General features: G+C 54.4%; 25 protein-coding genes. 17 read left to right on the top strand and 8 right to left on the bottom strand.

The features are described from left to right. Positions 1-548 precede the first annotated feature (548 nt). Positions 549-941 carry a VOC family protein gene (locus I2D83_RS05240; protein ID WP_205947666.1) on the top strand — a complete coding sequence of 131 codons (393 nt, stop codon included), beginning with the start codon at positions 549-551 and terminating at the stop codon, positions 939-941. A gap of 39 nt (positions 942-980) precedes the next feature. Here the strand turns inward: I2D83_RS05240 and hpxZ are convergent, their stop codons facing one another. Genes hpxZ through I2D83_RS05260 form a run of 4 tightly spaced genes read right to left on the bottom strand, consistent with a single transcriptional unit; the run spans position 981 to position 4,595 of the window. Next, on the bottom strand, positions 981-1,367 hold the full coding sequence (gene hpxZ, locus I2D83_RS05245; RefSeq protein ID WP_015841465.1) for an oxalurate catabolism protein HpxZ: 387 nt from the start codon (positions 1,365-1,367) through the stop codon (positions 981-983). An 11-nt stretch (positions 1,368-1,378) separates the two neighbouring features. Beyond that, positions 1,379-2,785 carry an AtzE family amidohydrolase gene (locus I2D83_RS05250; protein ID WP_205947667.1) on the bottom strand — a complete coding sequence of 469 codons (1,407 nt, stop codon included), beginning with the start codon at positions 2,783-2,785 and terminating at the stop codon, positions 1,379-1,381. Next, complete coding sequence (hpxX, locus tag I2D83_RS05255; protein ID WP_180779549.1) at positions 2,782-2,973, bottom strand: oxalurate catabolism protein HpxX; 192 nt, start codon at positions 2,971-2,973, stop codon at positions 2,782-2,784. Before hpxX ends, I2D83_RS05250 begins: the two co-directional genes overlap by 4 nt. Before the next feature lie 26 nt (positions 2,974-2,999). Continuing rightward, a complete protein-coding gene (locus I2D83_RS05260) occupies positions 3,000-4,595 on the bottom strand; it encodes a gamma-glutamyltransferase family protein (protein WP_205947668.1) in 1,596 nt (531 codons plus the stop codon). A gap of 197 nt (positions 4,596-4,792) precedes the next feature. Between I2D83_RS05260 and I2D83_RS05265 the strand changes: the two genes are divergently transcribed. The 7 genes from I2D83_RS05265 (at position 4,793) to hpxK (ending at position 11,654) form a co-directional block, all read left to right on the top strand. Further along, positions 4,793-5,632: a MurR/RpiR family transcriptional regulator gene (locus I2D83_RS05265; RefSeq protein ID WP_180779547.1), complete on the top strand. Its 840-nt coding sequence runs from the start codon at positions 4,793-4,795 to the stop codon at positions 5,630-5,632. A 606-nt stretch (positions 5,633-6,238) separates the two neighbouring features. Next, positions 6,239-7,024, top strand: coding sequence for a transporter substrate-binding domain-containing protein (locus tag I2D83_RS05270; protein ID WP_043881978.1), 786 nt, complete (start codon positions 6,239-6,241; stop codon positions 7,022-7,024). A gap of 12 nt (positions 7,025-7,036) precedes the next feature. Beyond that, positions 7,037-7,702: an amino acid ABC transporter permease gene (locus I2D83_RS05275; RefSeq protein ID WP_015841459.1), complete on the top strand. Its 666-nt coding sequence runs from the start codon at positions 7,037-7,039 to the stop codon at positions 7,700-7,702. After that, a complete protein-coding gene (locus I2D83_RS05280) occupies positions 7,702-8,355 on the top strand; it encodes an amino acid ABC transporter permease (RefSeq protein ID WP_155116522.1) in 654 nt (217 codons plus the stop codon). Before I2D83_RS05275 ends, I2D83_RS05280 begins: the two co-directional genes overlap by 1 nt. Continuing rightward, complete coding sequence (locus I2D83_RS05285) at positions 8,336-9,079, top strand: amino acid ABC transporter ATP-binding protein (RefSeq protein WP_015841457.1); 744 nt, start codon at positions 8,336-8,338, stop codon at positions 9,077-9,079. The genes I2D83_RS05280 and I2D83_RS05285 overlap by 20 nt, the downstream gene beginning before the upstream one ends. Before the next feature lie 50 nt (positions 9,080-9,129). Continuing rightward, positions 9,130-10,374, top strand: coding sequence for a pyridoxal-phosphate-dependent aminotransferase family protein (locus I2D83_RS05290; RefSeq protein ID WP_015841456.1), 1,245 nt, complete (start codon positions 9,130-9,132; stop codon positions 10,372-10,374). Next, positions 10,371-11,654, top strand: a complete 1,284-nt coding sequence (hpxK, locus tag I2D83_RS05295) for an allantoate amidohydrolase (protein ID WP_205947669.1) — start codon at positions 10,371-10,373, stop codon at positions 11,652-11,654. The genes I2D83_RS05290 and hpxK overlap by 4 nt, the downstream gene beginning before the upstream one ends. Before the next feature lie 157 nt (positions 11,655-11,811). Here hpxK and I2D83_RS05300 read toward each other — a convergent pair whose 3' ends face one another. The 3 genes from I2D83_RS05300 to I2D83_RS05310 all read right to left on the bottom strand — a co-directional run bounded on the left by I2D83_RS05300 (position 11,812) and on the right by I2D83_RS05310 (position 16,048). Then, positions 11,812-13,890: a hypothetical protein gene (locus I2D83_RS05300; protein WP_205947670.1), complete on the bottom strand. Its 2,079-nt coding sequence runs from the start codon at positions 13,888-13,890 to the stop codon at positions 11,812-11,814. Between the two features lie 245 nt (positions 13,891-14,135). Then, entirely contained in the window at positions 14,136-14,903 is a 768-nt protein-coding gene (locus I2D83_RS05305; protein ID WP_205947671.1) for an amidohydrolase, read from the bottom strand. Next, on the bottom strand, positions 14,891-16,048 hold the full coding sequence (locus I2D83_RS05310; protein ID WP_205947672.1) for a pyridoxal phosphate-dependent aminotransferase: 1,158 nt from the start codon (positions 16,046-16,048) through the stop codon (positions 14,891-14,893). The genes I2D83_RS05305 and I2D83_RS05310 overlap by 13 nt, the downstream gene beginning before the upstream one ends. 179 nt (positions 16,049-16,227) lie before the next feature. On the opposite strand from I2D83_RS05310, the gene I2D83_RS05315 reads away from it, so the two are divergent. From I2D83_RS05315 to I2D83_RS05355, 9 genes are all read left to right on the top strand, one after another. Then, the gene (locus I2D83_RS05315; protein ID WP_014916420.1) at positions 16,228-16,845 is read left to right on the top strand and encodes a methylthioribulose 1-phosphate dehydratase; all 618 of its coding nucleotides are present in this window, start codon (positions 16,228-16,230) and stop codon (positions 16,843-16,845) included. Next, entirely contained in the window at positions 16,842-17,531 is a 690-nt protein-coding gene (gene mtnC / locus I2D83_RS05320; protein WP_181846065.1) for an acireductone synthase, read from the top strand. Before I2D83_RS05315 ends, mtnC begins: the two co-directional genes overlap by 4 nt. Then, positions 17,528-18,073 (top strand): 1,2-dihydroxy-3-keto-5-methylthiopentene dioxygenase, encoded by a 546-nt coding sequence (locus I2D83_RS05325; RefSeq protein WP_039475458.1) that lies wholly within the window; start codon positions 17,528-17,530, stop codon positions 18,071-18,073. Before mtnC ends, I2D83_RS05325 begins: the two co-directional genes overlap by 4 nt. Positions 18,074-18,730: 657 nt before the next feature. Further along, positions 18,731-20,758, top strand: a complete 2,028-nt coding sequence (locus I2D83_RS05330) for a type VI secretion system Vgr family protein (RefSeq protein ID WP_205947673.1) — start codon at positions 18,731-18,733, stop codon at positions 20,756-20,758. Position 20,759: 1 nt separating this feature from the next. After that, the gene (locus I2D83_RS05335; RefSeq protein ID WP_205947674.1) at positions 20,760-21,485 is read left to right on the top strand and encodes a DUF4123 domain-containing protein; all 726 of its coding nucleotides are present in this window, start codon (positions 20,760-20,762) and stop codon (positions 21,483-21,485) included. Then, a complete protein-coding gene (locus I2D83_RS05340; protein ID WP_181846061.1) occupies positions 21,482-21,997 on the top strand; it encodes a hypothetical protein in 516 nt (171 codons plus the stop codon). The genes I2D83_RS05335 and I2D83_RS05340 overlap by 4 nt, the downstream gene beginning before the upstream one ends. 121 nt (positions 21,998-22,118) lie before the next feature. Continuing rightward, positions 22,119-22,634, top strand: coding sequence for a DUF3304 domain-containing protein (locus tag I2D83_RS05345; protein ID WP_119871846.1), 516 nt, complete (start codon positions 22,119-22,121; stop codon positions 22,632-22,634). 2 nt (positions 22,635-22,636) lie between these two features. Continuing rightward, positions 22,637-24,352 carry a DUF2235 domain-containing protein gene (locus I2D83_RS05350; RefSeq protein ID WP_205947675.1) on the top strand — a complete coding sequence of 572 codons (1,716 nt, stop codon included), beginning with the start codon at positions 22,637-22,639 and terminating at the stop codon, positions 24,350-24,352. Between the two features lie 59 nt (positions 24,353-24,411). Further along, the gene (locus I2D83_RS05355; RefSeq protein WP_181846059.1) at positions 24,412-24,678 is read left to right on the top strand and encodes a type VI secretion system PAAR protein; all 267 of its coding nucleotides are present in this window, start codon (positions 24,412-24,414) and stop codon (positions 24,676-24,678) included. Between the two features lie 57 nt (positions 24,679-24,735). Here I2D83_RS05355 and mtnA read toward each other — a convergent pair whose 3' ends face one another. Then, positions 24,736-25,764, bottom strand: a complete 1,029-nt coding sequence (gene mtnA, locus I2D83_RS05360) for an S-methyl-5-thioribose-1-phosphate isomerase (RefSeq protein WP_205947676.1) — start codon at positions 25,762-25,764, stop codon at positions 24,736-24,738. Between the last annotated feature and the right edge of the window lie 115 nt (positions 25,765-25,879).

Raw genomic sequence — 25,879 nt, forward strand, 5'->3', positions numbered from 1 at the left:
CGATAACGCTATTATTGCTGTCTTATCTTCATGGTTTATGTGATCTTTGTGATTTTTGGTTTGCAGTGAAATTCTTTTTATAACAGTACGTTACCTGTTGGTTTTTACGTGATGAATTAGCAGGTGATATAACCTTTTCTGATTATGGATAACCCGCGATTTATAGTGAATTCCACTAATCGAATAATATGGTAAATAAATCACGTTTTTGGTCTTATAGACACCAAAATAGGCCGACGTAGGTACATTTTTTTCTTATGCTATCTGTCGGTATTTTATACAGTATAGCAAAGATATAATGGGTGAAATGAGAGTGTTAATTCTCGCCAATAAATGAGAGGGTTCTGAGTAATATATTTGTCATATTCAAGGGAAATACAGAGGAAATAAAAGTGAGCAGCAATGCGGATTCGATAAGCTGTTTTGCCAACTATCGCTCCTTTCTGTTTTGCCGATCGCGATCATATTATCCATGTGAAAATTATGGTTATAGTGACACCTCTTATCTATCACGACTTCATCCATCACGACTATCGAAAGGGGCCATTGTGTTAGATCACCTGAGCATCCCGGTGAGGGATATTGCCCGTAGCCGACACTTTTATGAAGCTGCACTCAAGCCGTTGGGATATTGCCTGATTAAGGACATGTCATTCGCTGTCAGTTTTGCGGTAACGGAAGGATATGGCGAGTCGAGCGATCCCGGCGGTGAGTTCTGGATTTATCAGTCAAAGGGCGACCCCTGTCCGGCAGTGCATTTTGCGTTCAGCGCCGCCTCGCGAGAGCATGTAGATGCTTTTTTTGCTGCCGCGATAGCGGCGGGAGGTCACGATAATGGGCCGCCGGGGCTGCGCCCGAATTATCATCAGGATTATTACGCCGCATTTGTGCACGATCCCGATGGATACAATATTGAAGCGGTCTATCACCGCAAGCCTTGACACGCCAGGGCGGTAGTTGGAGGGGAAATCTCCCCTCCGTCATTCACTCATCAGGCTGACGTGGGCGGCGACAATACGCCAGCCTTCAGGCATTTTTACCCAGGTTTGCATTTGGCGGCCGATCTTCGTACTGCCTGCGCGGGTGAACTCCGTACTGGCGACGGCCATATCATGGCCGTAAGTCGTGATGACCGTATTACGTAGCGTCCTGTCCAGACCGGCTGAAGGGCGAGCGAGGCGAAAAGCACGGATTTCCTCGATCCCGTACAGGTTTTCTCCCGCGCCGTAGCGCACCGTTTTTTCATCGTGCCAGAACAGCTCATCCAGCACCGCAATGTCATTTCCCGTTAGGGCTTTCTCGTAGCGATAGAACGCGTCGGTCACGTCGGCCAGCACATCCGGCTGGTTAATATCGTCAGGCAACATATTTTCTTTCCTCATGAAGTATGACGGGTATAAGTTATGCCCTGCTGCTCAAGCGCCCATGCCGTCCGCAAACACAGGTCCTCGCGCCACGGTGCGGCAATAATCTGCACGCCTATCGGTAAGCCGTTGGCGGTCGCCACCGGCACCGTTACGACTGGCAGCCCGACGAAAGAGATCGGCTGTGTCAGCATGCCCATACTGGCGCGCACGGGCAGGTCGGTATCATTAATACGCATGGTTTCCTGCCCAATGAGCGTGGCGGAGCAGGGGGTTGCAGGGGCGATCAGCAGGTCGGTATGTTCAAACAACGCCAGCGTCTGTTGGCGGAAATAGTTACGGAAGCGCTGTGCCTGCACATACCAGGCGGCGGGGATCATCGCGCCAGCCAGCAGCCTCTCGCGTGACAGCGCTTCGAAACGCTCAGACTGAGTACGTAAGTCAGGCAGATACTGGTTCCCGCCTTCGCTGGCTGACAGAATAAAGGCGGCGCTGCGTGCCAGTGCGGCATCGGTTAGCGTCAGGCTCTCCTGTGCGCCCAGCGCCTGTGCGATCTGGCGCACGGTGACGTTGGCTTCCTCGCTGGCCCAGGTAGAGAAATAGCCATCCAGCACCGCGTAGCGCAATCCCTCGCTGCCGATTTCCAACTGCTCTGAGGTATGCCGCGCTTCCTGATTAGCCTGAAAACGATCGTGCTTATCGCGACCTTGTAAGGTGTCGAACACTAATGCCAGATCGTCCGCACGCCGCGCCAGTGGGCCGATGTGGTCGAGGCTGGCGACAAACGGGTGGCTACCGTGGCGTGATAAGCGACCAAATGTCGGCTTCAGTCCGAAAATGCCGCACAGCGACGACGGCACGCGGATCGAACCATTGGTGTCGCTGCCGAGTGTGAAGTTAACCAGCCCGGCCGCGACGGCCGCTGCCGACCCGCCAGACGATCCGCCGGCGATGCGCAGTGTGTCGAGTGGGTTACGCGTGGGGCCGTAATGGCTGTTTTCGGTGGTAAAGCCATAGGCATAGGCGTCCATATTTAACATGCCGGACAGCAGCGCCCCCTGGTTGGCAAGCTGGCGGATGGCAAAGGCATCCTGCGTAGCGGGTGGGCGCTGGCTGAAAAGCTCGGCACCTGCCAGCGTGGTTTCACCGCTGACATCAAACAGGTTCTTGACGGCGTAAGGCACACCGGCCAGCGGCGGTAACGTTTCTCCACGCTGGCGGCGCGTGTCGATACATTCAGCCTCTGCCAGCATACGTTCGTCGGTGACATGGGTGTAGGCATTGATGGTGGGATTGGCTTGCTCAATCGCGTCCAGCGTCTGCTGTGCCAGCTCTCTCGCGGAGAACGTGCCAGCCTGCAAACCTTGCTGTATTTGCCGGATCGAGAGCGATGAGGACGCGTTTCGGGTGTATAAACTCATAACGTATACACCCCGGCAATCTCCTGATGCTCATCAAGAGGAAAAGCCATTAGCGGCTGCGCCATGGCATGAATGCGGCTGAACTGCACAAGCAACTCCTGACGCCGCTCCTGATTAAGTTGCAGCGCCAGTAGCGTTTCCATCTGTTGCAGATAGGCTGCCAGCGCATCGTGTTCGATCATCGTCATTCTGTTTTCTCCCGGTTAAATAAAGACTAGAAACCTGCCGCGCTGCCGTTGCTGCGTGGATCGAACGCCCCTTCCAGCATGCCGTTGGTGTGTCGCACAATGGCACCGGCGTGGCCGACCGTTTCACTAAAGCTGCCCAGCAGCTCGACGTCGTGACCTAACTGGCGCAGGGCATCCACCGTGGCAGGCTTAAAGCGATCTTCGATCTTTAGCGTGTCGGAGGCCTGTCCCCAGGTTCTGCCCAGCAGCCAGCGCGGAGCAGTAATCGCCTGTTGCAGCGGCATGCCTTGCTGGACGTGGCGGATGAAGAGCGCCGCCTGCGTCTGCGGTTGCCCATCTCCGCCCATCGACCCGTAGACCATCGTCCGTCCGTCGGACAAGCGTGCGGCGGCGGGGTTTAATGTATGAAAAGGCTGCTTACCCGGTTCTAACGCCAGCAGGTGCGCGGGATCGAGGCTGAACGAGGCGCCGCGGTTCTGCCAGAGCACGCCGGTTCCCGGCAGCACGACGCCGCTACCGAACTCATGGTAGATACTTTGAATGAAAGAAACGCATAGGCCACTGCTGTCGCAAACGCCCATCCAGACGGTGTCGCCGGGGCCTTTTCCTTCTCCCCACGGTAAGGCTTTGCGGGTATCGACCTGACGCGCCAGCGCGCCGAGCGCATCGCTTTCCAGCAGCGCCTGTACATCCTGCGTCATCAGACGAGGGTCGGTAATAAAGCGGTCGCGCAGGCCAAACGCCAGCTTGGTTGACTCGACAATGCGGTGAATTGTCTGGCTATCGTTCAGATCTTCCATTTCCAGACGATCGGTCAGGCCGAGAATGGCGAGCGACACCAGACCTTGCGTCGGCGGCGCGAGGTTATAGATGTCGCCCTTGCTGTGCTTGAGCACCAGCGGTGCTGTTCGTTTGGCGTGATAATTCGCCAGATCGTCAGCGGTCAACGGCATACCGATCAGCGCCATCTGTGCCGCCAGTCGGGCAGCGACGGAGCCGCGATAAAAACTGTCTAGTCCTTCAATACTGAGTGTCGTCAGGGTATCGGCTAAATCCGGCTGCGTGAAACGGCTACCCGCGCGCGGGACATTTCCTTGCGGCATAAAAAGCTGGCTAAAGGCAGGGAAATCGATCAATTCGTGATAGCGCTGGGTGAGCGCATCTTCCTGCGATTGCGTGACGGGAATACCGTCGGCCGCATAGCGAATCGCGTCAGATAACAGGCGAGACAGCGGCATTGGGGGGCTGTGTGAATAGGCCAACTCTTGTGAGTACGCCAGCGCTTCCTGCCAGCCGCTAACGGTGCCCGCGACGGTCAGCGCCGCTTTAGGGCCGCGATGCGGAATACGCTTTTCGCCCTGATAATATGCCCGGCAGGCCAGCGACCCTGCTGCACCGCTGGCATCAATGGCGACCGGTTCGCCGTGTGGTGGAACAATCAGCCAGAAACCGTCGCCGCCAATTCCATTCATATGCGGATACACCACGGCAATGGTTGCTGCCGCTGCGACCATGGCTTCAATGGCGTTCCCGCCTTCACGCAGAACGGCTAATGCGCTGGCACTGGCTAAATGATGAGGGGCCACCGCCATGCCCAACGGGGCGGTATTGCTTTGCATCATGCCGGAATTCCTTTTTTAAATGTTATGTAGGGTGAGTGTTATTAACCTTAGCTTTAAGCAAACGGCGTTCCAGTTTTTTACTGCTGTGGAAAGTCCGTATGCAGGACCGGAAGGGGTATCTGTATCATCCCGACAATCCTGTGCTATGTTCTGCGACATGAAACAAACGTTACAGCAAGCGCAATGGGTGAGAGACGATGATGCAAATAGATGAACGATTACGGGATCGCTACGGCGAACTTTCCCCGCAGGAACAGCGCGTCGCGGATTTCATCTTTGATCACTTTGACGATCTGATTAGCTACAACAGCGCCGAGCTGGCGCGGTTGAGCGGTGTTTCCAAAGCGACCGTCAGCCGGTTGTTCAAACGATTGGGTTACCCCAGCTACCGCGATATGCGCGATGAGCTCAGAACGCTGCGCCAGAGTGGGATGCCGCTGGCAGATAACCGCGATGCCGTGCAGGGCAATACGCTGCTGGCGCGGCACTACAAACAGGAAATGGCGAACCTGACACAGTGGATCAATCAGATTGATCCCGTGCAGTTTGGTGCGGTGATTCAGGCGTTGATGCAGGCGCAACGCCTGTGTCTGATTGGGCTGCGCAATAGCTATCCGGTGGCGCTACACCTGCGCCAACAACTGCTCCAGATTCGCCAACAGGTCACGCTGCTAGCGCAGCCGGGGCAGACGCTCTCCGAAGAACTGGTTGATCTCACGGCGCAGGATGTCGTGATTGTGGTAGCCTTTCGCCGTCGTCCGCGCCTGATTCAGCCACTGCTGGTACAACTGCAAAAACGTGGCGTGCCCGTGCTGCTGCTGTGTGAACCGCAGGCCAGTGCGCTGATATCACTGGCAACCTGGTCGTTGTGCGTCCCGCTGGACAGCGTCTCGGCGTTTGATAGCTATTCATCCGCCATGAGTCTGGTGAACGTCATTAGTAACGCGCTACTGCACGAAATGCTGCGTGACGGACGCCAGCGCATCCATCAGATCGCGGATCTTTATAGTGAACTGGATGAGCTTGAGCAACGCTAATGGTGCGTTGGGATGGTGCTTTTGCACTAAAATGGTGCTAGTTAATTGGTGTTCTTATCTGTCATGTGGCTTGTTTCGGGCGTGATAAAACCCGATTATTTTTGTGACGCAGGCTGTGGGTTGTTTCTCGTTGTTATCTGTTCATAGGCGTAAAAAATTATGATGAGAAACGTGGGGCATCCCGAATGAGCAGCATGGACGCTGCGAAAGCCTGTGCAGCGTCAGGAGCGCGTCACAGGCGGTTCGACAGGATGACACGCGTTTCGAATGTACCGCGTAGCGGCATAATTCACGCCGAAAGCCAGGGGTCGTAGGGCGGCGGCGACTGAGCAGCCCTACGTCGGGCGTGGTGCATGAGTTGCATAAATTATCTTTCTATAATCACGCCCGAAACTGTTCACCAGTATTCCATATCCACAGCTATGCCATATTTCAGCACGATTCTCTGACCTTCTACGCTGTTCCTCATCGCCAAGCGTACGAATGTAATTTGGCATGCTCCTTGCTTAGTATTTGTAACGATAGTTTCAATATTTGTTTTTAAAGAATCTTTCGTTTCAATTACACTAACCGGGGGCAGAGACGATGTTGATCAATAAACTGGGCATCAAAAAAGGGTTACTGGCGGTGATGGGCGCGGCAATGTTACTGGTTCAGGCCGGTAGCGCGATGGCCGATCAGTTGCAGGACATTGAGAAGCGCGGAGTGCTGCGTGTCGCCGTGCCGCAGGATTTCCCACCGTTTGGATCGGTTGGGACGGATCTGCAACCGCAGGGGTATGACATCGATATCGCCCGCTATCTGGCAAAAGAGATGAAACTAAAGTTGCAGCTGGTTCCGGTAACCAGCGCCAACCGCGTGCCGTATCTGCAAACCAACAAAGTTGACCTGGTGATCTCCAGCCTGGGCAAAAACGCCGAGCGTGAAAAAGTGATCGATTTCAGCCGCGCTTATGCGCCGTTTTTCCTCGGCGTATTTGGGCCGAAAGACAGCACGCTGACATCGTCAGACGCGCTGGAAGGCAAGAGCATCGGCGTTACGCGCGGTGCGGTAGAAGACATGGTGCTGACGGATATCGCGCCGAAGGCCGCACAGATTAAGCGCTACGAAGACAATAACACCACGCTGTCGGCGTATCTGTCCGGGCAGGTGGAATATGTTGCCACCGGTAACCTGGTTGTGGCGGCTATCGCCGAGCAGAACCCGACGAAAGCACCGGTGGCGAAATTTATGCTGAAAGATTCGCCGTGCTACATCGGCCTGAAAAAGGATGAACCCGCGCTGAAAGCGAAAGTCGATGCCTTGATTGAGCAGGCGCTGAAAGATGACACGCTTAATAGCCTGTCGGAAAAATGGCTGAAAGCGCCGTTACCGGCCAGCATCAAGGCTTAACGGGAGCACGCCATGACCTATCAGCTTAATTTTTCCGCGCTGTTGCCGTTCTGGCCTGAGCTGCTGGCGGGGTTGTGGGTCACCATTGAGCTGACGGTAATGGCCACTCTCGGCGGTATTGCCATCGGTATCTGTGGGGCGGCCTTGCGCAGCGGCAAGCCCACTCTGCTGAGTCGGCTGTGGGGAATCTACGTCGAGCTGATCCGCAATACGCCGTTTGTGGTTCAGCTGTTCTTCATCGTTTTCGGTTTGCCGAGTCTGGGCTGGAAACTCACCGCTGGGCAGGCCGCGCTGTTGGCGATGCTGATTAATCTGGGAGCGTACAGCACCGAGATCATCCGCGCGGGGATTCAGGTGACGCCGAAAGGCCAGTGGGAAGCCGCCCGCGTGCTGGGGCTGACGCGTGTGCAGACCTTTTTGCGTGTGATTCTGCCGCCCGCACTCCAGCGGATTTATCCGGCGCTGGTTAGCCAGTGCATCATCGTCATGCTGGGGTCGTCGGTGGTGTCGCAGGTGTCTTATGAAGAACTGACCTTTGCCGCCAACCTGATTCAGTCCCGTACGTTTCTGAGTTTTGAGGTGTATCTGGCGACCACGCTGTGTTATCTGGCGCTGTCTGTCCTGATGCGGCAACTCTTACTGTTGGCAGGGCGGCGTTTTTTTAGGAGTCAGCCATGATGGCATTTACCGACTGGGATATTGTGCGCAACCTGCTGCTGGCGGCACGCTGGACGCTGCTGTTGTCGCTGACGGCCTTCATTGGCGGCGCGCTGGTGACGTTTCCACTGATGCTGCTGCGGTTGACCAAACGCAAATGGCCGACACGCTTTGTCCATCTGTATTCCGAGCTGTTTCAGGGGACGCCGCTGCTGATGCAGCTGTTTCTCGCGTTTTTCGGGCTGGCGCTGTTCGGCATCGATGTGAGCCCGTGGACGGCGGCGGCACTGGCGCTGACGCTGTTTACCAGCGCTTTTCTGGTGGATATCTGGTGTGGCAGCGTGGAAGCCTTGCCGAAAGGGCAGTGGGAAGCCTCACGCTGTCTCGGTCTGGATTTCGGCCAGACGCTCTATCGGGTCATTGCGCCACAGGCGATGCGTATCGCCATCGCGCCCACGGTGGGGTTTTCCGTCCAGGTCATTAAAGGCACCGCGCTGGCGTCAATCATCGGATTTGTCGAGCTGACCAAAGCGGGAACCATGTTGAATAACGTGACCTATCAGCCGTTTAAAGTGTTCGGATTGGTGGCGCTGGGCTACTTCCTGATGTGCTATCCGCTCTCTTACTACAGCCGCTATCTGGAGAAGAAATTCAATGCCGCTCATCACCATTAATCAGGTTCAAAAATATTACGGCCAGAACCATGTCCTGAAAGGGGTGGATCTGGATATTGAAATGGGCGAAGTCATTTCGATCATCGGGCGCAGCGGCTCCGGTAAGAGCACGCTCCTGCGCTGCATGAACGGTCTGGAAGGCTATCAGGACGGCAGCATCAAGCTGGGCGGAATGACGGTCACCGACCGGGATTCGCAGGCGCGGGAAATCAGCCGCTCGGTCGGAATGGTGTTCCAGAATTTCAATCTGTTCCCGCATATGACTGCGCTGGAAAACGTGATGCTGGCACCGCGCCGCGTATTGGGTAAAAGCGCGGCGGAATGCCGTGAACTGGGCGAGCAGATGCTTAACAAGGTCGGACTGGGTGAACGCCTTCACTACTATCCTGCCAACCTGTCGGGCGGTCAGCAGCAGCGCGTCGCGATTGCCCGCGCGCTGGCGATGAACCCGAAAGTCCTGCTGTGCGATGAAATTACCTCGGCGCTCGATCCTGAATTGGTCGGCGAAGTGCTGAAAGTGCTGGAGCAGCTTGCCGCAGAAGGGATGACGCTGATTCTGGTGACGCATGAAATGAATTTTGCCCGTGAAGTGGGCGACCGCGTGGTGTTTATGCATCAGGGCACCGTCTGGGAGCAGGGCGACAGCAAAACGCTGTTCGCTAACCCGCAGACCCGTGAATTAAAACAGTTTATTGCCTCGGTTCGGGGACTATCGGAAGCGTAATGACGCTTGCCGAATGTGTAAGTCGAAACAAAAGTTTGGAGCATATAACCATGAGCAGCGAACTGTACGCGCAAATTAATCCACCTCATCGCTTACTGATGGGGCCGGGGCCGATCAACGCCGATCCGCGCGTATTACGGGCGATGGCCAGCCAATTGGTTGGACAGTATGACCCTGCGATGACGAACTACATGAATCAGGTCATGGCGCTCTATCGTCAGCTTTTCCGTACGGAAAACCGCTGGACGATGCTGGTGGATGGCACCTCGCGCGCGGGGATCGAAGCGATTCTGCTGTCATCAATCCGGCCTGGCGATAAGGTGCTGGTGCCGGTATTTGGTCGTTTTGGTCATCTGCTCTGTGAGATTGCCCGTCGCTGCCGCGCTGAGGTTCATACCATCGATGTGCCGTGGGGCGAGGTGTTCTCGCCTGACCAAATCGAAGACGCGATCAAGGCGGTACGCCCGCGCCTGCTGCTGACAGTGCAGGGCGACACCTCGACCACCATGCTGCAACCGCTGGAAGAACTAGGCGAGATTTGCCGCCGTCATGGCGTACTGTTTTATACCGATGCGACGGCGTCTTTTGGCGGTAACCCACTGGAAACGGATAAATGGGGACTGGATGCCGTCTCGGCTGGATTACAGAAGTGTCTCGGCGGGCCGTCTGGTAGCTCACCGATCACGCTCAGCCCGCAGATGGAAGCGGTGATCCGCCGTCGTAAATGCGTAGAACAGGGGATCCGAACGGACGCGCATCAGGATGGCGATGACGAGATGATCTATTCCAACTATTTCGATCTGGGCATGGTGATGGATTACTGGGGGCCGGAGCGTCTGAACCACCATACGGAGGCGACGAGCATGCTATTTGCCGCCCGTGAATGCGCGCGGACGATCCTCGAAGAGGGGCTGGATCGCAGTATTGCCCGCCATGCGCTGCATGGTAATGCGCTGGTGGCGGGGATTCAGGGAATGGGACTGGAAACTTTTGGTTCGTTGCCCCACAAAATGAATAACGTACTGGGCGTGGTGATTCCTGACGGTGTGCACGGTGAACAGGTGCGTAAGCTATTGCTGGAAGATTTTGCCATTGAGATCGGCACCTCGTTTGGCCCACTTCAGGGCAAGATCTGGCGTATCGGCACGATGGGCTACAACGCGCGTAAAGACTGTGTGATGCAAACGCTGACGGCGCTGGAGGCCGTATTAAATCGGCTGGGTTTCCGCACTGTGCAGGGTGAAGCGTTGCAGGCTGCCTGGAATTGTTACGCGACGGACGAGGGACGTGCATGAGTGAAATGTTGATGTCGCCCGCTGCGGCACAAGTTGCCGCTGAGCAGATTATGTCGCGTTGCGATGCGCTGGCAGAAATCAGCGAAACGCCCGGCCAGTTGACCCGCGTTTATCTGTCGCTGGAGCACCTGCGCGCCAACGCGCGGGTGGGAGAATGGATGCGCGAAGCGGGGATGAGTGTCTGGCAAGATAGCGTTGGCAACATTTGCGGTCGCTACGAAGGATTAACGCCGGATGCACCAGCGCTGCTGCTCGGTTCGCATCTGGATACGGTACGCAATGCCGGACGCTATGACGGGATGCTAGGCGTCTTGACGGCAATTGAAGTGGTGCGCGCATTTCATCAACAGGGGACTCGTCTGCCCGTGGCGCTGGAAATTATCGGCTTCGGCGATGAGGAGGGGACCCGCTTTGGCATCACTCTGCTCGGTAGTCGAGGGCTAACAGGTACCTGGCCGGAGAACTGGCTGGAGTGTCAGGATGCCGAAGGCACCAGTGTGGCGCAGGCGTTGACCATTGCGGGGCTGGATCCACTTGAGGTGGCGCTGGCCGCGCGTCCGGTCAGCGACATCGCCGCCTATCTGGAATTGCACATCGAGCAGGGACCGTGTCTGGAACAGCAGGATCTGGCGCTGGGCGTGGTCACGGCGATCAACGGTGCGCGGCGGCTCAACTGCACGTTCCTTGGGTTGGCGGGACATGCGGGCACCGTACCGATGACGCAACGGCAGGATGCGCTGGCGGCGGCGGCGGACTGGATGGCGCAGGCTGAGCGGGCTACGCGTGAAAGCGATCCCCATCTGGTCGCCACGTTTGGTACGTTGCAGTGTTTGCCGGGCGCGGCGAACGTCATTCCCGGTGAAGTGAAGATGACGCTGGATATTCGCGGGCCGGAGGATGCACCGCTGGATGCTCTGTTAGAGAAACTCCTGACGCTAGGGCAGGACATCGCGCACCAGCGCGGTTGCCAGTTTAGTGCCGAGGAGTATTACCGCATTGCGGCAACCCGCTGCGATCCCGCCTTGCAGTCGATATTAAACGAGGCGGTGGTGCAGGTGCAGGGTAAAACGCTGCTGTTGCCGAGCGGCGCAGGGCATGATGCCATCGCTATCGCTGAACGCTGGCCAGTGGCGATGCTGTTTGTTCGCTGTCGTGGCGGTATCAGTCATCACCCTGACGAATCCGTGACCACCGCGGATGTGGCGCTGGCGCTACAGGCTTTTTATCAGGCGGTGCGTCATATTGGGAATAAAGATCATTTTTCTTATGACGACGTTTAACCGGGTGCCACTTGTTTAGTCTATCCATGCCTGTTTTTTAGTTTTACTACGTTGTGCATTCACTAGTCTTGAGTTTGATGCCGTTGTGGCGGGACTTTGAAGCAAATAATCGTATGCAATACTAGTGAGTAATCATCAGTATAGTAAAAGCAATAAGCTAAAGAAGTGTCTGGTCAGTTTGGAATGATGAAATCATCGTTCCCTGACCACTATCAGCGGGGTAAAGTAAGATGCCGCATGGCCATAGCAGGCGCTCTACATGGATATTCAGAGCATATAGGTCTTCGCGCGTCCACGATTCTTTCTTCCAGAATTGCTGTAAATCATACGCAAATGCATTGATCCACCCTGTAAGTTGTCGCGATATTATCGCATTACCAGCAGATGATTCTGGAGTTGGCAAGGGGGGCTTTCCCATTCCATCTAGGTGTCCGAGTAGCCGGGCCGAGGTCGTCAGAATATAGGCTACAGCACCAAGGACAGCATTAAATAGCTTGGGGTGATCATTGTCTACAGCATGTTCCTCTTTTGCTTTGGCTATATCTGCATAAGCCAAGTCGAAGGATTGAGTGAGATAATTTGAGAATTCTTGCTCAAACAAATCTTCTGCTCCAAATTTAGCGCTGATATTAGCATATCGATAAGCGCGCAATGCCTTACGCATGGCGCAATGTAATACTGCGTCATGGTTGTCTATTATTACTGGTTCCATCAGAAAATTGGGTAGAGTGTTTTCAAATTGCTCTACCATATGCACGATAGACAACCCCGCCACAATCAGGTGCAACGCAATTCTTGTATTTTGTATGTCCTCCCCAATCAAAGACAAGGCATATTCTTTGTTGAACACGACACGTACCTTGAGCTTTCCATTTCTTATAACTAAGAGAGCTGAAACTCCCTGTGCAATATGGTCAGGAAGACTTTCTGGCGTTGTATTTACGTCAAAACCACGTTCTGTTTCTGTAAGCGCTTTTTCAAAATCTGATGTAAATGTAATGCCGTCTAGCCGTGTTAGGTTTAGCCATTGGCATAATTCTTTTATAAGAAATTGAATGGTTTCAGTGATGTGGGAAATGTCTTCCTCTGTAGACCAACCAATGAAAGTGAGCTGATAACTAGAACGTGTTGCCGGAAGTGATGGGGCGGCAGTTTTGTTTTCTGGGGGATTGTATGTCTTGCTGATACTACTTAAAGCATCTTGGACAGCTGAGTCCATCTTGCCTTTCCAACGTTTACCAATGTTATTGCTCAAAGCCGTATGAGTCGATGCTGACGCGATAAAAAGCTCATCGCTACACTCCGACGCTTCATGATTAAAATTAGATAGGTCAGATAAAGTACTTCCTGAGCGTATCCCTACAAGCAATTTTTGTGATGTCAGGGGTATAATGACCGTAGATGCTTTCGAGGTCATTATGTAGGGGAGAAATATGCCTTCTTCTTCATCGAATCCAAGCGCAATACAGTCAGGCATGATTGCGCCATCTGCTGGTGCAGGAAGGATGCTCCATGTAAATTCTTCTAAGTCCTGTTTACGTGGTTCCGCAATCAATCCATTACTCAACATCTGTTTATGCCCACTACTTACAATATCGTCAATTCGAGAAAATAGGCTAGAAAAAACCAATTGAAATTGGTCGAATATAGGGTTTTTATCCCCTAGCATGTATTCCTTTGCAAACATAAATAATACCCGATCAAATGATGATTTCGGAATTTTTGTTTTCTCAATAATCAGTTCAATAAATTGAGTTAACCTTTCATCTTCACTAAGGTTTGATGCAATATGCTTATTCCAAGTTTGGTTCGGCACAGGTTCTTCCAAACCAAGTAGTGAGGCAATCGCTTCTTTGTCAGAGAAAATATCGGATATGCCCATCATGAGTTTCGTTGTACCACTGTCGAACATGCGACGTATACTATTTCCTCGGGGAGTTAAGTGCGCAATAACTTCCGCGGCTATGCTAGCGTCTACCGCTCCGCCCAATTCGATACCGCGTAGTATTATTAACAACTCACCTAGTCTGTTTTCATAATCAGTGATTATGTCGTCAAGAGTTTTTTTTCCATCATTCGATGGTTCAGAGTAAAAGTCACGTTGTGCAGCCACATTGTCGATATTAGATGGATAATTTCTATTAGAGTGGTAGACATGCGTCTGGTTAGATTTCTTGTATACAAGAAATCCACGTTGGAATGATCGTGGAATATAATGCTGTTTTCTACCGGACACAATATTTCCTTCTACGTTATTCCACATAAGGAACTACAGTATTTATAGTCATATGGAATGATATTCAGTAAAGGTTATTTCCTTGATGCTAAATGTTATTTAGGCAGATGTATGCTTGGATATGTTTACCTAAAAACACTTCCTTATGCCTAGTTTATCGTAATTACTTGAAATGATGCGCACCAATACTGAATAACGTAACATGCGCCACAGTATATACATTGCTGGGCGCATAATTCTCTGCTTTACAGCGTAAAGCGATCGGCATCGCGCCAGGCGGGGAAGGATTCCCGATAGCTTTGCAGCGCTTCCAGCGACAGTTCTGCGTCCAGACGGGCAGGCTGGTTGGGGGCGGCAGAAGCCAGGATTTCCCCCTGTGCATTAATAATCAGGCTGTCGCCACGGTAGCTGTGACCGCTGCCGTCAGTGCCGACGCGGTTACAGCCTGCAACGTAGGCCTGATTCTCAATGGCGCGCGCTGCTAACAGCGTCTGCCAGTGTGCTGCACGAGGCGCTGGCCAGTTGGCGACATACAGCGCCAGATCGTAGTCCTGCCGATTGCGCGACCAGACCGGGAAACGCAGGTCGTAACAGATCATCGGACAGATGCGCCAGCCGCGCCACTCAAGAGTGACCCGTTCTGTGCCTGCCTGATAATGGTGGTGTTCGTCCGCCATGCGAAACAGGTGGCGTTTGTCGTAGTGATACACCTCACCGTGCGGATCGACCAGCAGGAAACGGTTCACTGCGCCTTTTGGTGTGTTCACCGCGACGCTACCGCCGATCAGGGCATTCGTTTTCTGCGCCCACTGGTGCAGCCACGCTTCTACAACCGACTGCTCCAGACTGCCTTTAGCGGCTTCCATTGCAAAGCCGGTGGTGAACATCTCCGGCAGCACAATCAGATCGCGTCCGCTCATCTCTGCCAATAAGGTATCGAAATGGCGCAGATTGGCTTCCCCATCGCGCCAGACCAGCGGCTGTTGCAGTAGTGAAATCTTTAAAGTCGACATAAACGCTCCGCAGCGGCATCCAACGTTGCTTCCTGTTTAGCAAAGCATAGTCGAATCAACGTATGTGGGAACGGGTCGGCGCAAAAGACGGACATCGGAATGGCCGCAACGCCAACGTGTTCGGTCAGCCAGCGGCAGAAACTGACATCGTCCAGATCGGAAATCGCCCGATAGTCCGCCAGCAGGAAGTAGGTGCCTTCGCAAGGAAGAATCTCGAAACGGCTGCTCGCCAGCGCGTTGATGAAGCGATCGCGTCTGGCACGGTAAAAATCGGGCAGTTCACGCCAGTGTTGCGGCTGTTCACGCAGCATATCGGCAATAGCAAACTGGGCAGGCGTGTTCACGGAGAACGTCAGATACTGGTGAACTTTACGCACTTCCGCACTCAATACCGCGGGGGCGACACAGTAGCCGACTTTCCAGCCAGTCATGTGGAACGTTTTACCAAACGATGAGACGGCGATGGCGCGTTGGCGCAGCGACGGGTGTGCCAGCACGCTAGCGTGCCCTTCACTGTCGAAACAGATGTGCTCGTAGACCTCATCGCTCAGTACAAAGATGTTACGTGCGGCAATCGCCTGCCACAGTTGTTCAAAATCGGCCTTCTGCCAGACGGTGGCGGACGGGTTGTGTGGGGTATTCAGAATGACCAAACGAGTCCGATCGCTCAGTAGGTCAGCAAAATGCGACCAGTCCACGCGAAACGCAGGCGGCTGCAAGGCGATGCGTTTGAGTACGCCGCCAGCCAACGTAACGGCAGGCGCATAGCTGTCATAGCTGGGATCGACACAAATCACTTCGTCGCCGGGGCGCACCAGCGCCGCAATGGCGGCAAACAACGCTTCAGTGGCACCCGCCGTGACGGTGACTTCACTATCGGCATCTGGTCGCCAGCCGTACAGTGCTTCTGTTTTTTCAGCAATTGCCTGACGCAACGGCGCGACGCCGGTCATCGGCGCATATTGGTTCGCGCCCTGACTGACATGATACGCCAGCCGCTGTTGTAAATAGTCCGGGCCGTCAAAATCAGGGAAACCTTGTGATAGATTGATGGCCTGATGCTGTTGGGCCAGTGCACTCATCTGAGTAAAAATGGTGGTGCCCAGCGAAGGCAGTTTACTGTCGGGGATTAGCGCGGCGCTCATAGCGGGTAGGACTCCTGCAAGCCTGTATTGCCTCGTAATATAACATGCTGTTAGTATTTGGCAATCAAGACGCTTGGACGTTTAAACGGCTAAATGCCTTTGCGTGCTAAGACATAATGAAAAGATCTAAACCTGCAACTGCATGCTTTGAAAAAGAAAGACCAAAAACGGGAAGCCTCATGACTGAAAATCAACAATTGACGGCGCTGCTTGCGGCCTGTCACTGGATCGGCGAGAAGGGCTGGTGTCCGGCGACGGGCGGCAATATGTCCGTACGCCTTGATGACGCACAGTGCCTGATTACCGAATCGGGTAAAGACAAAGGCAGCCTTCAGGCAGAGGATTTCCTGCTGGTGGAGATTGCCACGAACCATGTTCCGAGCGGCCGTACGCCATCGGCGGAAACGGGGCTGCATACGTTGCTGTATCGCCGAGAACCGACTATTGGTGCGGTGCTGCACACGCACTCGGTGAATGCCACGGTGCTGTCTCGGGTAGAAAAGGGCGCTGAACTGGTGCTGCACGGCTATGAAATGCAAAAGTCGTTGGCGGGGCAGACGACCCATTTGGATCGCGTGGCGATCCCGATTTTCGATAACGATCAGGATATTCCTGCGCTGGCACAGCGGGTAACCGAGTACGCTAGCCACACGCCGTTGCGCTACGGTTTTCTGGTGCGCGGCCACGGCCTTTACTGCTGGGGCGCGACGGTGAAAGAAGCACGTCGCCATCTGGAAGGGCTGGAGTTCCTGTTCCAATGTGAATTGCAACGGCGACTGCTGGAGGCGAAAGCATGATTAAGGCCATTGTGACGGATATTGAAGGCACCACCAGCGACATTCGTTTTGTCCACAGTGTGTTGTTTCCCTATGCCCGGGAACGTTTGGCCGACACGGTGCGGCAGCACGGTAGCGATCCTGAGATCGCGCAGGCGCTGGACGCGCTGCGTCAGGAACTGAGCCAGCCGGATGCGGATAGTGAGACGCTGATTGCCGCGCTGAACCAGTTTATGGATGAGGACCGTAAATCTACCGCGCTGAAGCTGTTGCAAGGCATTATCTGGCGTGCGGGTTATCGTAATGGTGATTTTCAGGGGCACTTGTACCCTGAAGTGGCGGCGCAGCTCGCCGCATGGCAGCAGCAAGGCCTGCGCCTCTATGTTTACTCATCAGGCTCGGTAGAAGCGCAGCAACTGCTGTTCGGTTACAGCAATGCGGGTGACCTGCGTCCGCTGTTCCGCGACTATTTTGATACCCGCGTCGGCGCGAAGCGCGAGACCGATTCTTATCGCACGATTGCGCAAGCCATCGGGCTACCTGCCGAACAGCTTCTGTTCCTGTCGGACATCCGTCAGGAGCTGGATGCCGCGCAGGAAGCCGGCTGGCATACCTGCCAGCTTATTCGTGATGATGCGGATAGCGTAAGCCGTCACCGTCAGGTGGCACGTTTTGACCAGATCGACTTACCGGAGTACGCCCAATGAGTGGATTAACCATTTTTAGCGACAGCGATGCAAGCCAGCCGATTTGGCAAAGTCAGGATGCCGACGCGATTCAGAAACAACTGAACGAAATCGGTGTACGTTTTGAACGCTGGGAAGCCAGCCAGAAGCTGAGCGATGCGCCGTCGTCGGAGGAAGTGCTGGCGGCCTATCAGCATGAGATTGATAAGCTGGTGGCAGAAAAAGGCTATCAGAGCTGGGACGTCATCAGCATGCGTTCTGATAACCCGCAGCGTGCGGAGTTGCGCACCAAGTTTTTATCCGAGCATGTTCACCACGAAGACGAAGTGCGCTTTTTCGTCGAAGGCGCGGGGCTGTTCTGCTTGCACCTGAACGGCAAGATTTACCAGATCCTGTGCGAGAAGAACGATCTGCTGTCCGTACCGGCAGGCACCGCGCACTGGTTTGATATGGGGCCGGAACCGCACTTCACCGCCATCCGCCTGTTCGATAACCCAGAAGGTTGGATCGCGCATTTTACTGGCGATAAGATCGCGGATGCGTATCCGAAATTGGAACGCTAGCGCGTAGGGGGCTATGCCCTTATTCCATGAATAAAAATGGTTTATACCCTAAATAATTCGAGTTGCAGGAAGGCGGCAAGAGAGAGAATCCCGATGAGCTTACTCAGGTAAGTGATTCGGGTGACAAATCTGCCGGGAGCAGATTTGAACGCTGCTTGCAGCGGCCCTTTAGGGCGAGGCCCACGATGGGCCGAGTATTTGAACGTAGCCAACGCACATGCGGCTTGAAGTATGACGGGTTTATCAATAGGTTGAGAACAGGGGGAATGCCCTGTTCTCAGATGATGATTGAGTCTTTTTTGATTCGCTATCTAATTTATTAAAAATGATATTATTTTAATATTAATCAATGTGCTTGCTTGGTTTTAGGCCTTTTTTTGCGCTATTAGCACTATGAACATCTTGTTATCCTTTACGCGTATTTTCTTAAAAGGAATAGCGTCAAGGATGCCACACGGAACGTTTTCATCACTCTTCATACCGTTTCAACCTCGCGACCTTCTTGTTTCCCACGACGTGAACATACCGCATCGCTGCTCAATTTAAATGCTCTGCGCTTTTCACCTGCATGACGTTTTTGCTCATGTGGCGTTTAGCCATGATGGCGCATGCGGTCACCGTGGCAGCAGTACAAACATAAAAATAAGGAGAAAGCCTATGGCAAACAGTACAGGATTACAGTTCACCGTTAAGGTCGGTGCCCTGGCGGCAGGCACTTTTGCAGTGGTGGGTTTCAGGCTGGATGAAGGGTTGAACCGGCCTTTCAGCCTGTCGCTGAGTCTGGCGAGTGCACAGCCGGATGTCGATTTCGGCGCGGTGCTGGACCAGCCGTGCGAGCTGATGGTGTGGTATGAAGGCGAACTGAAACGCCGGGTCAGCGGGATTGTCAGTGGTTTCACGCAGGGCGATACCGGATTCCGGCGCACGCGCTATCAGATAGAAGTCCGTCCGGCGCTGTGGCGACTGGGGTTACGCACCAACGCCCGCATTTTTCAGGCACAAAAGCCGGAAGCCATTATCAGCATGCTGCTGGAAGAGGCGGGCATCACCGACTACGCCTTTGCGCTGCGCAACGAGCACGCGGTGCGGGAATATTGCGTGCAGTACCGGGAAAGTGATTTGGCGTTTATCACCCGTCTGGCTGCGGAGGAAGGCATGTACTTCTTCCACGAATACGAAGAGGGTAAACACCGTGTGGTGTTTGCCGATGATGCGGGCGCACTGACCAAAGGCCCCGAGCTGTTCTTCAATCTGGCGACGCAGGGACTGAGCGAGGGTGAATATGTCCGGCGCTTCCACTACGCAGAGCGGGTGAGCACGGCCGAAGTCGAGCTGAAAGACTATAGCTTCAAGACGCCGGCTTACGGGCTGTCGCACAAGAAGATGAGCGGTGAGCTGGAACATCAGCGCGAAAGCTACCAGCATTACGATTATCCGGGGCGCTATAAGCAAGACCCGAGCGGCAAGGCGTTCAGCGGCTACCGGCTGGATGCGTTGCGGTCTGGAGCCGTGACGAGCGAAGGGGAATCCAACTGCGCGGGGCTGATGCCGGGCAGTACGTTTACCCTGACGGAGCACCCGAATACGACGCTGAATGCGGTGTGGCAGACGGTGAGCGTGACGCACGTCGGGCAGCAACCGCAGGCGCTGGAAGAGGAAAGCGGTGGTGAACCGACCACGATGAGTAACAGTTTTGCGGTGGTGAAAGGGACAACAACGTGGCGCGCCGCGATGCCGTATAAACCGATGGTGGACGGCCCGCAAATCGCCACGGTTGTCGGTCCGACCGGGGAAGAAATCTACTGTGACCCGTATGGTCGGGTGAAACTGCAATTCCCGTGGGACAGATACGGCGCGAGCAATGACCAGAGCTCCTGCTGGGTACGCGTCAGCCAGGGCTGGGCGGGCGGTCAGTACGGCATGATTGCTATCCCCCGTATCGGCCATGAAGTGATCGTCAGTTTCCTTGAAGGTGACCCGGATCAGCCGATTGTCACCGGGCGTACCTTCCACGCGACCAATCCGACGCCGTATCCGCTGCCTGCCAATAAGACACGAACCGTACTGCGCACGAAGACGCATCAGGGAGAAGGATTTAATGAATTGCGCTTCGAGGATCAGGCCGGTCAGGAGGAGATTTATCTTCACGGGCAGAAAGATCTCAAGGCGCTCGTTGAGAACGATGTGGTCTGGCACATCAAACATGATGCCCACACGGAGATTGATAATGAGCGAGTCACCCGCGTTAAAGCCAACGATCACCTGACGGTTGAGAATGAGAAACGTGACCACGTGAAAGGAGACCTCTCGCTGACCGTTGATGCGTCGATGCATCAGAAACTGGGGCAAGCGTTACTGGTTGAGGCTGGTGAGGAAGTGCATGTAAAAGCGGGGGCTAAGGTGGTTCTTGAAGCGGGCGCAGAGCTGACGCTGAAAGTCGGGGGAAGCTTCGTGAAGATTGACCCCAGTGGCGTGACGCTGGTCGGCCCTGGCATCAAGATGAATTCAGGCGGCAGCCCGGGTTGTGGCTCTGGTTGGGCAGGCCAACTGCCCTCATTACCGGGAACGGTTGAGGTGATTGCGCCGTCCCCATTGCCCAAAATACCGCCTCTTGAAAAACCGGTCTGTATTCCCTGTCTGCTGCGTGCCATGGCGCAGGGCGATGCGTTGATACAGGGAGAATAAGATGCTACCTGAAACTATCTGGCACCGGGGTGCCTGTCTCGCCTTGCTGGAAGGGGCGAACCTCACCGCTGAACAGCGCGAACGGTTGAGCAAAAATCCGTTTTTACCGCTCTATTTTCATGATGACTTGTTTGAACTGATCAATCTGGGTCCCTGGCTTTGGCATTGTTTACCAGAGGACGAAAGATTACTGGCGACGCTTGTTCAGCAGAGGCACGTGGTTGGCCTGTTGGAGAGCGACCAATCCCTTAGCGCTTTGCAAAGGCAACTGGCTTTGGGTGTGAGGGTGATTGAACCTGCAGGGCAATTTAGCCAATTGCTGCGGTTCTATACGCCACACGCGCTGCCTCTGCTTGTTGAACAACACGACGCCCCGTGGCTCGGTGGGCTGTTTGGCGGGATCGACCGCTGGTGGTTACGAGAATGCGACGGCAGTTGGCACGAACTGAGTCTATCGATCCCTCCCACTGAACCTGTTCTGGTGAAATTGACGCCTGAGTTATATCAAGCGTTGCAAGGTTCGCCTGACGAGCATCGCCTGCTCGCTCTGTGGCAAGAGGGGGATAGCATCAGACATTTCCCACCCTGTGAAAGGATGAACATGGTCCGCAAGGCATTGGCGAAAGCCGAGCAGGCTGGTGCGACAGAGTCTCAAAGACGGTTGTGGGCATTAGCCTATCTGGAAGGTGGTCAGCAGGCGTTGGAAGAACAAAAGGGACTAACATGAGCGTGGCAAGCGGTTTAACAAGAGTGATCTCGGGGCTGATCACGGCGATATGGCAGATCTTGCCGCGCTGGGGGCGGTGGACGGCAAGCATCCTGCTGGTGCTCTGGCTGGGCTGGACATTCCTGATTCAGGAACGGCATGGCGGAGCATCATTAGTGGTTATGTCAGTAATGGATAGACCGATTAGTTATGCCTATGTCAACGGCAATATGGGGGGAAATACCGATGCATTTGACGGGCGGAATGCGGGGGGGAAAACCGCAGGTCCCTATAGGATAGAGGGAGATATTGTCAAAATAGATTGGGAATTAGATATGACTGAGGAACAGGAAAAATCAGGATTCCAATTTGAAAAACATACGATCACTCTGCCGATGCCGAAACGTGAAAAAGGGCAAAATGATTTCTGTGTCCTATTTTTGCCCGATAACAAGCCCATGATACGTTGGACCTATCGTTGTCACCAAGATATGCAGGGTGTAATAAATACTTATCGGACGAGGAAGTTGTAATGGTGGATTGGGATGATCTTGAATGTCGCGTTGCGCGTGAAGAGAGCCGTCATCAGGTGGGCGAGATAGCGACCCAACATGTGGCAAAGGAATTGAATCAGCAAGAACAAAAGGGACGAACATGAGCGTGGCAAGCGGTTTGACAAGAGTGATCTCGGGGCTGATAACGGCGATATGGCAGATCTTGCCGCGCTGGGGGCGGTGGACGGCAAGCATTCTGCTGGTGCTTTGGCTGGGCTGGACATTCCTGATTCAGGAACGGCATGGCGGAGCGTCAATCGTTGTCCATTCGGTGATCGACCGCCCCATTAGCTATGTGTATGTCAATGGCAATATGGGAGGGAATACCGACGCATTTGATGGACTTAATACGGGAGGCAGTTCTGCGGGACCTTATCGGATAGAGGGAGATACAGTTAAGATAAAATGGGAACTGGCGATGACCCGCCGACAATATGACGAATTGGGCTATCGCCCTGAGATTCATACAGTTATTTTACCAATGCCTAAGAGGGAAAAAGGACAAGATAATTTCTATGTGCTGTTTCTGCCGGATAACCAAGTGATGGTGCGCTGGGTTGGGTGGGGTATTCCTGGTATGAAAGATGTGATTGATACTTATCGGACAAGGAAGTAGCAATGGTGGATTGGGATGATCTGGAATGTCGCGTTGCGCGTGAAGAGAGCCGTTATCAGGCAGGTATAGGTACTTGCTCACTGGTGTTACAGATAGGTTTCTTCTTTGATGGTCTGAAACGCAATATCAATGTGGATGAAGAGAGCCAGCGGCTGACTAACGTAGGACGTTTGTTTCGTGCCCACTCTCTAAAAATAAAAGCAGACCTTACTTCTTCATACACGTATGCCAAAGTTTATATTCCTGGTTTAGCTACCCCCCTTGACGATACGCCATCCGAGAGACTGGACAGCATTCTGGACGCCAGACAGAAAGCTCTGCCTGAGGACTATGCCGATGCACTGGTTGAACAGGGGAAAGAAACGGCGGTCGATACTGTCAAGGGTGTTTTCAAGGGGGACTGGAGTCAGGTGCTCTCCAATAAGCTAGATGACCTGCGGACCATGAAGAGCGGCCTCGATGCCGTAGCGTCGACTGCCAAAAAGGCGGTGACCCGCGCGTTGCTCGAAGCCGCCGAGCCAATTCGGGATAACCCGATCGTGGCCGAGTTGATGATGACTGGGGTCGATGCTCGGGTAGATTTGGCTAAAAACAAGTTCAAAGAAAGCATTGCACTGAGTAAAAAGGAGAACCAACTGCCCATCAAACTGATCCAGATTTCGGTGTTCGGTGCCGATCTGGGGGCGGCGTTAGCCCGACGCTTTATCGACGAGTTACTGGTGTCGGTCTGTACCAAAGTAGGGAGCGAGTATCGCTACGAAGACAGCAAGGTTGAGGTGATCTTTGCTGGCCTGTTCGACTGCACGCGCCGCAGCTCGCTGGACATGGGGGATACCGTGGCAACCGTCTCTGACGGGGCGGGTCTCGTTGCCCGGCACCCTGTTGTTGGTATGATCACTACGGCTTTTGGCGCGAAAGTGATTGAGTTCGACAAGCCCCTCCACCCCGCAGTAAAAAGCGCTTTGCACCTGATTGCGGCCCATGAACGACGAGAATACCGTCCTTTGCTGCCCCTGGGGCCGCTCCGGTCCGGCTGGCGTGAGGTGCTCTGTCCCGGCATCAGTGAAGACGTGACGGGAGGACTGTTACCCAACGAACAGCGCCCCAGTGCCGAGCTGTGCCGGGTGCCGTTGCGACAAATGTTTGAAACCGCGCGTAGGGCGCAGGTGCCTTTTCCCAATTTTCGCACTCTTGATGCTAAAAACCCACGAGTAGCCCAGTATTTCGTCATGCAGGATAGCCGGCAGGGCTACTCCGCGAAGGCATACAGTGAGTTCTACAGCAAATGGGTAGGGAAAACGGCCCCGACCCCAGAGGTGTTCGAACTGCATATGATCCACTACTGCGTCTGGCTGGGGGAAAAATTGCATGACTACAAGATACTCCTCCGAAACGTGAGTGGAAGTGAACGGGATAAACTCAACGCGCAGTGGGGCTGGCTGAAGCAGGTTGAGTATGATGCGGATAATGTGCGGAGAAGCAGGGGGCTGCGTCGGCAGATGTATCACGGCGCCGATTTGGTGAAGTTCTTTGATAGCCGGAAGCGGGTGCCTCGTGAGGCGGATATCTTCTTCAATTATTTTATGCACGACTTTGCATCAGAGGAACTCCGGTTCGCTACGCTGGACGATCAGGCGAATACGATGTTGAGGAACAATAATTTCTTCGTCCCACGTGGAATAGAGGTATTGGCTGCCGATGACGAGGCCGCAGCATGATGGTCGCAGCAAGTCTGACTATTCAGTTAAAAGAACTAATCAACTAAAAGGACTAAAAAATGGGTAACGCCGTTAAGGTAGGCGATAGCGACACGGGGCACGGTAGCCATCCGTCTACGCCTGTCGCTTCAGGCTCATCAACGGTTAAGGTTGACGGCCTCCCGTTGGCTCGACAAGGCGATCCGCTGGCTCCTCACGGCCATGATCGGCGCATTAGCAGCGGTTCATCCAGCGTACTCGTTGAGGGTAAACCTGCGGCGCGCACGGGTGATGCAGTGAGCTGTGGTGGCGTGGTGATGGGCGGGGGAACGGTCACTATTGGGTGATGGCTTCGCCGCGCCCGTGCGGCGTATCCTGAATTTTCTGGAAATATTTGTTTATCGTCACTTTAACGCCGTCTGGAATATCCCTTCTTTCACATCCTGTGGCGTGACCACGCCAGTATCGAGTATCCAGCCGCTGATCAATGCGGCGGGGGTGACGTCAAACGCTGGGTTGTAGACTGCCGCGTTTTGCGGTGCCCACTGGCAGTGGCCGAAGCTGCCGGAGACGCCGGTGACTTCGGCGGCGGCGCGCTGTTCGATAGGTATGGCTCGGCCGTCCGGGCACGCGGGATCGTGCGTGGTGTGCGGTGCCGCGACGTAAAACGGAATCTGATGATAGTGCGCCAGCACCGCGAGGCTGTAAGTGCCGATCTTATTGGCGACGTCGCCGTTGGCGGCAATGCGGTCAGCGCCGACCCAAATCGCATCGACCTGGCCCTGTGCCATCAGGCTGGCGGCCATCGAATCACAGATCAACTGATAAGGAATACCCAGCTCGCCGAGTTCCCAGGCCGTGAGGCGTCCGCCCTGCAAGAGTGGTCGGGTTTCATCAACCCACACCTGAGTGACCTTTCCCTGTTGGTGCGCACGCAGCAACACGCCGATGGCGGTGCCGATGCCGGCTGTTGCCAGCCCGCCCGTGTTGCAATGGGTCAGCAGACGGCTGTTTGGTTTCACCAGCGCTGCGCCATGGTCGGCAATGCGTTCACACAGCGCGCGATCTTCTTCTACCAGCCGTAGGGCTTCCTGCACCAGCGCAGCGACAAACTGCGGCTGTGCCAACGCTAGCTTCATGCGATCCAGATTGTTCATCAGGTTCACGGCGGTAGGGCGCGATGCCCGCAGCGTGTCCAGCGCCTGTGCCAGTTCGGCCTGCGATAACCCTTTCTCTGCCAGTAGGGCGAGCAGCAGGCTGGCGGACAGGCCAATCAGCGGGGCACCGCGTACGCGTAGCGTTTGGATATGCTCAACCAGTGAGGCGACATCCGGGCAAGGGCGCCAGCATTTTTCTTGCGGTAGCGCCTGCTGGTCGAGGATCCACAGTTGGTTATCAACGATTTTCAGGCTGGTGGTGTTAAGTGTCTGCATCGGTCGTTAAATCCATGTTGCATCGATATTCTTATTCTGCCAAGATGCCTAATAGATGTATAGACGTCCGAACGTTTTTATGTCCATATATTTAGTTCAAGGATAGTTTTAATTT

This window comes from Pectobacterium aroidearum (assembly GCF_015689195.1).
In the GTDB taxonomy this organism is placed as follows: Bacteria; Pseudomonadota; Gammaproteobacteria; order Enterobacterales; family Enterobacteriaceae; genus Pectobacterium; species Pectobacterium aroidearum.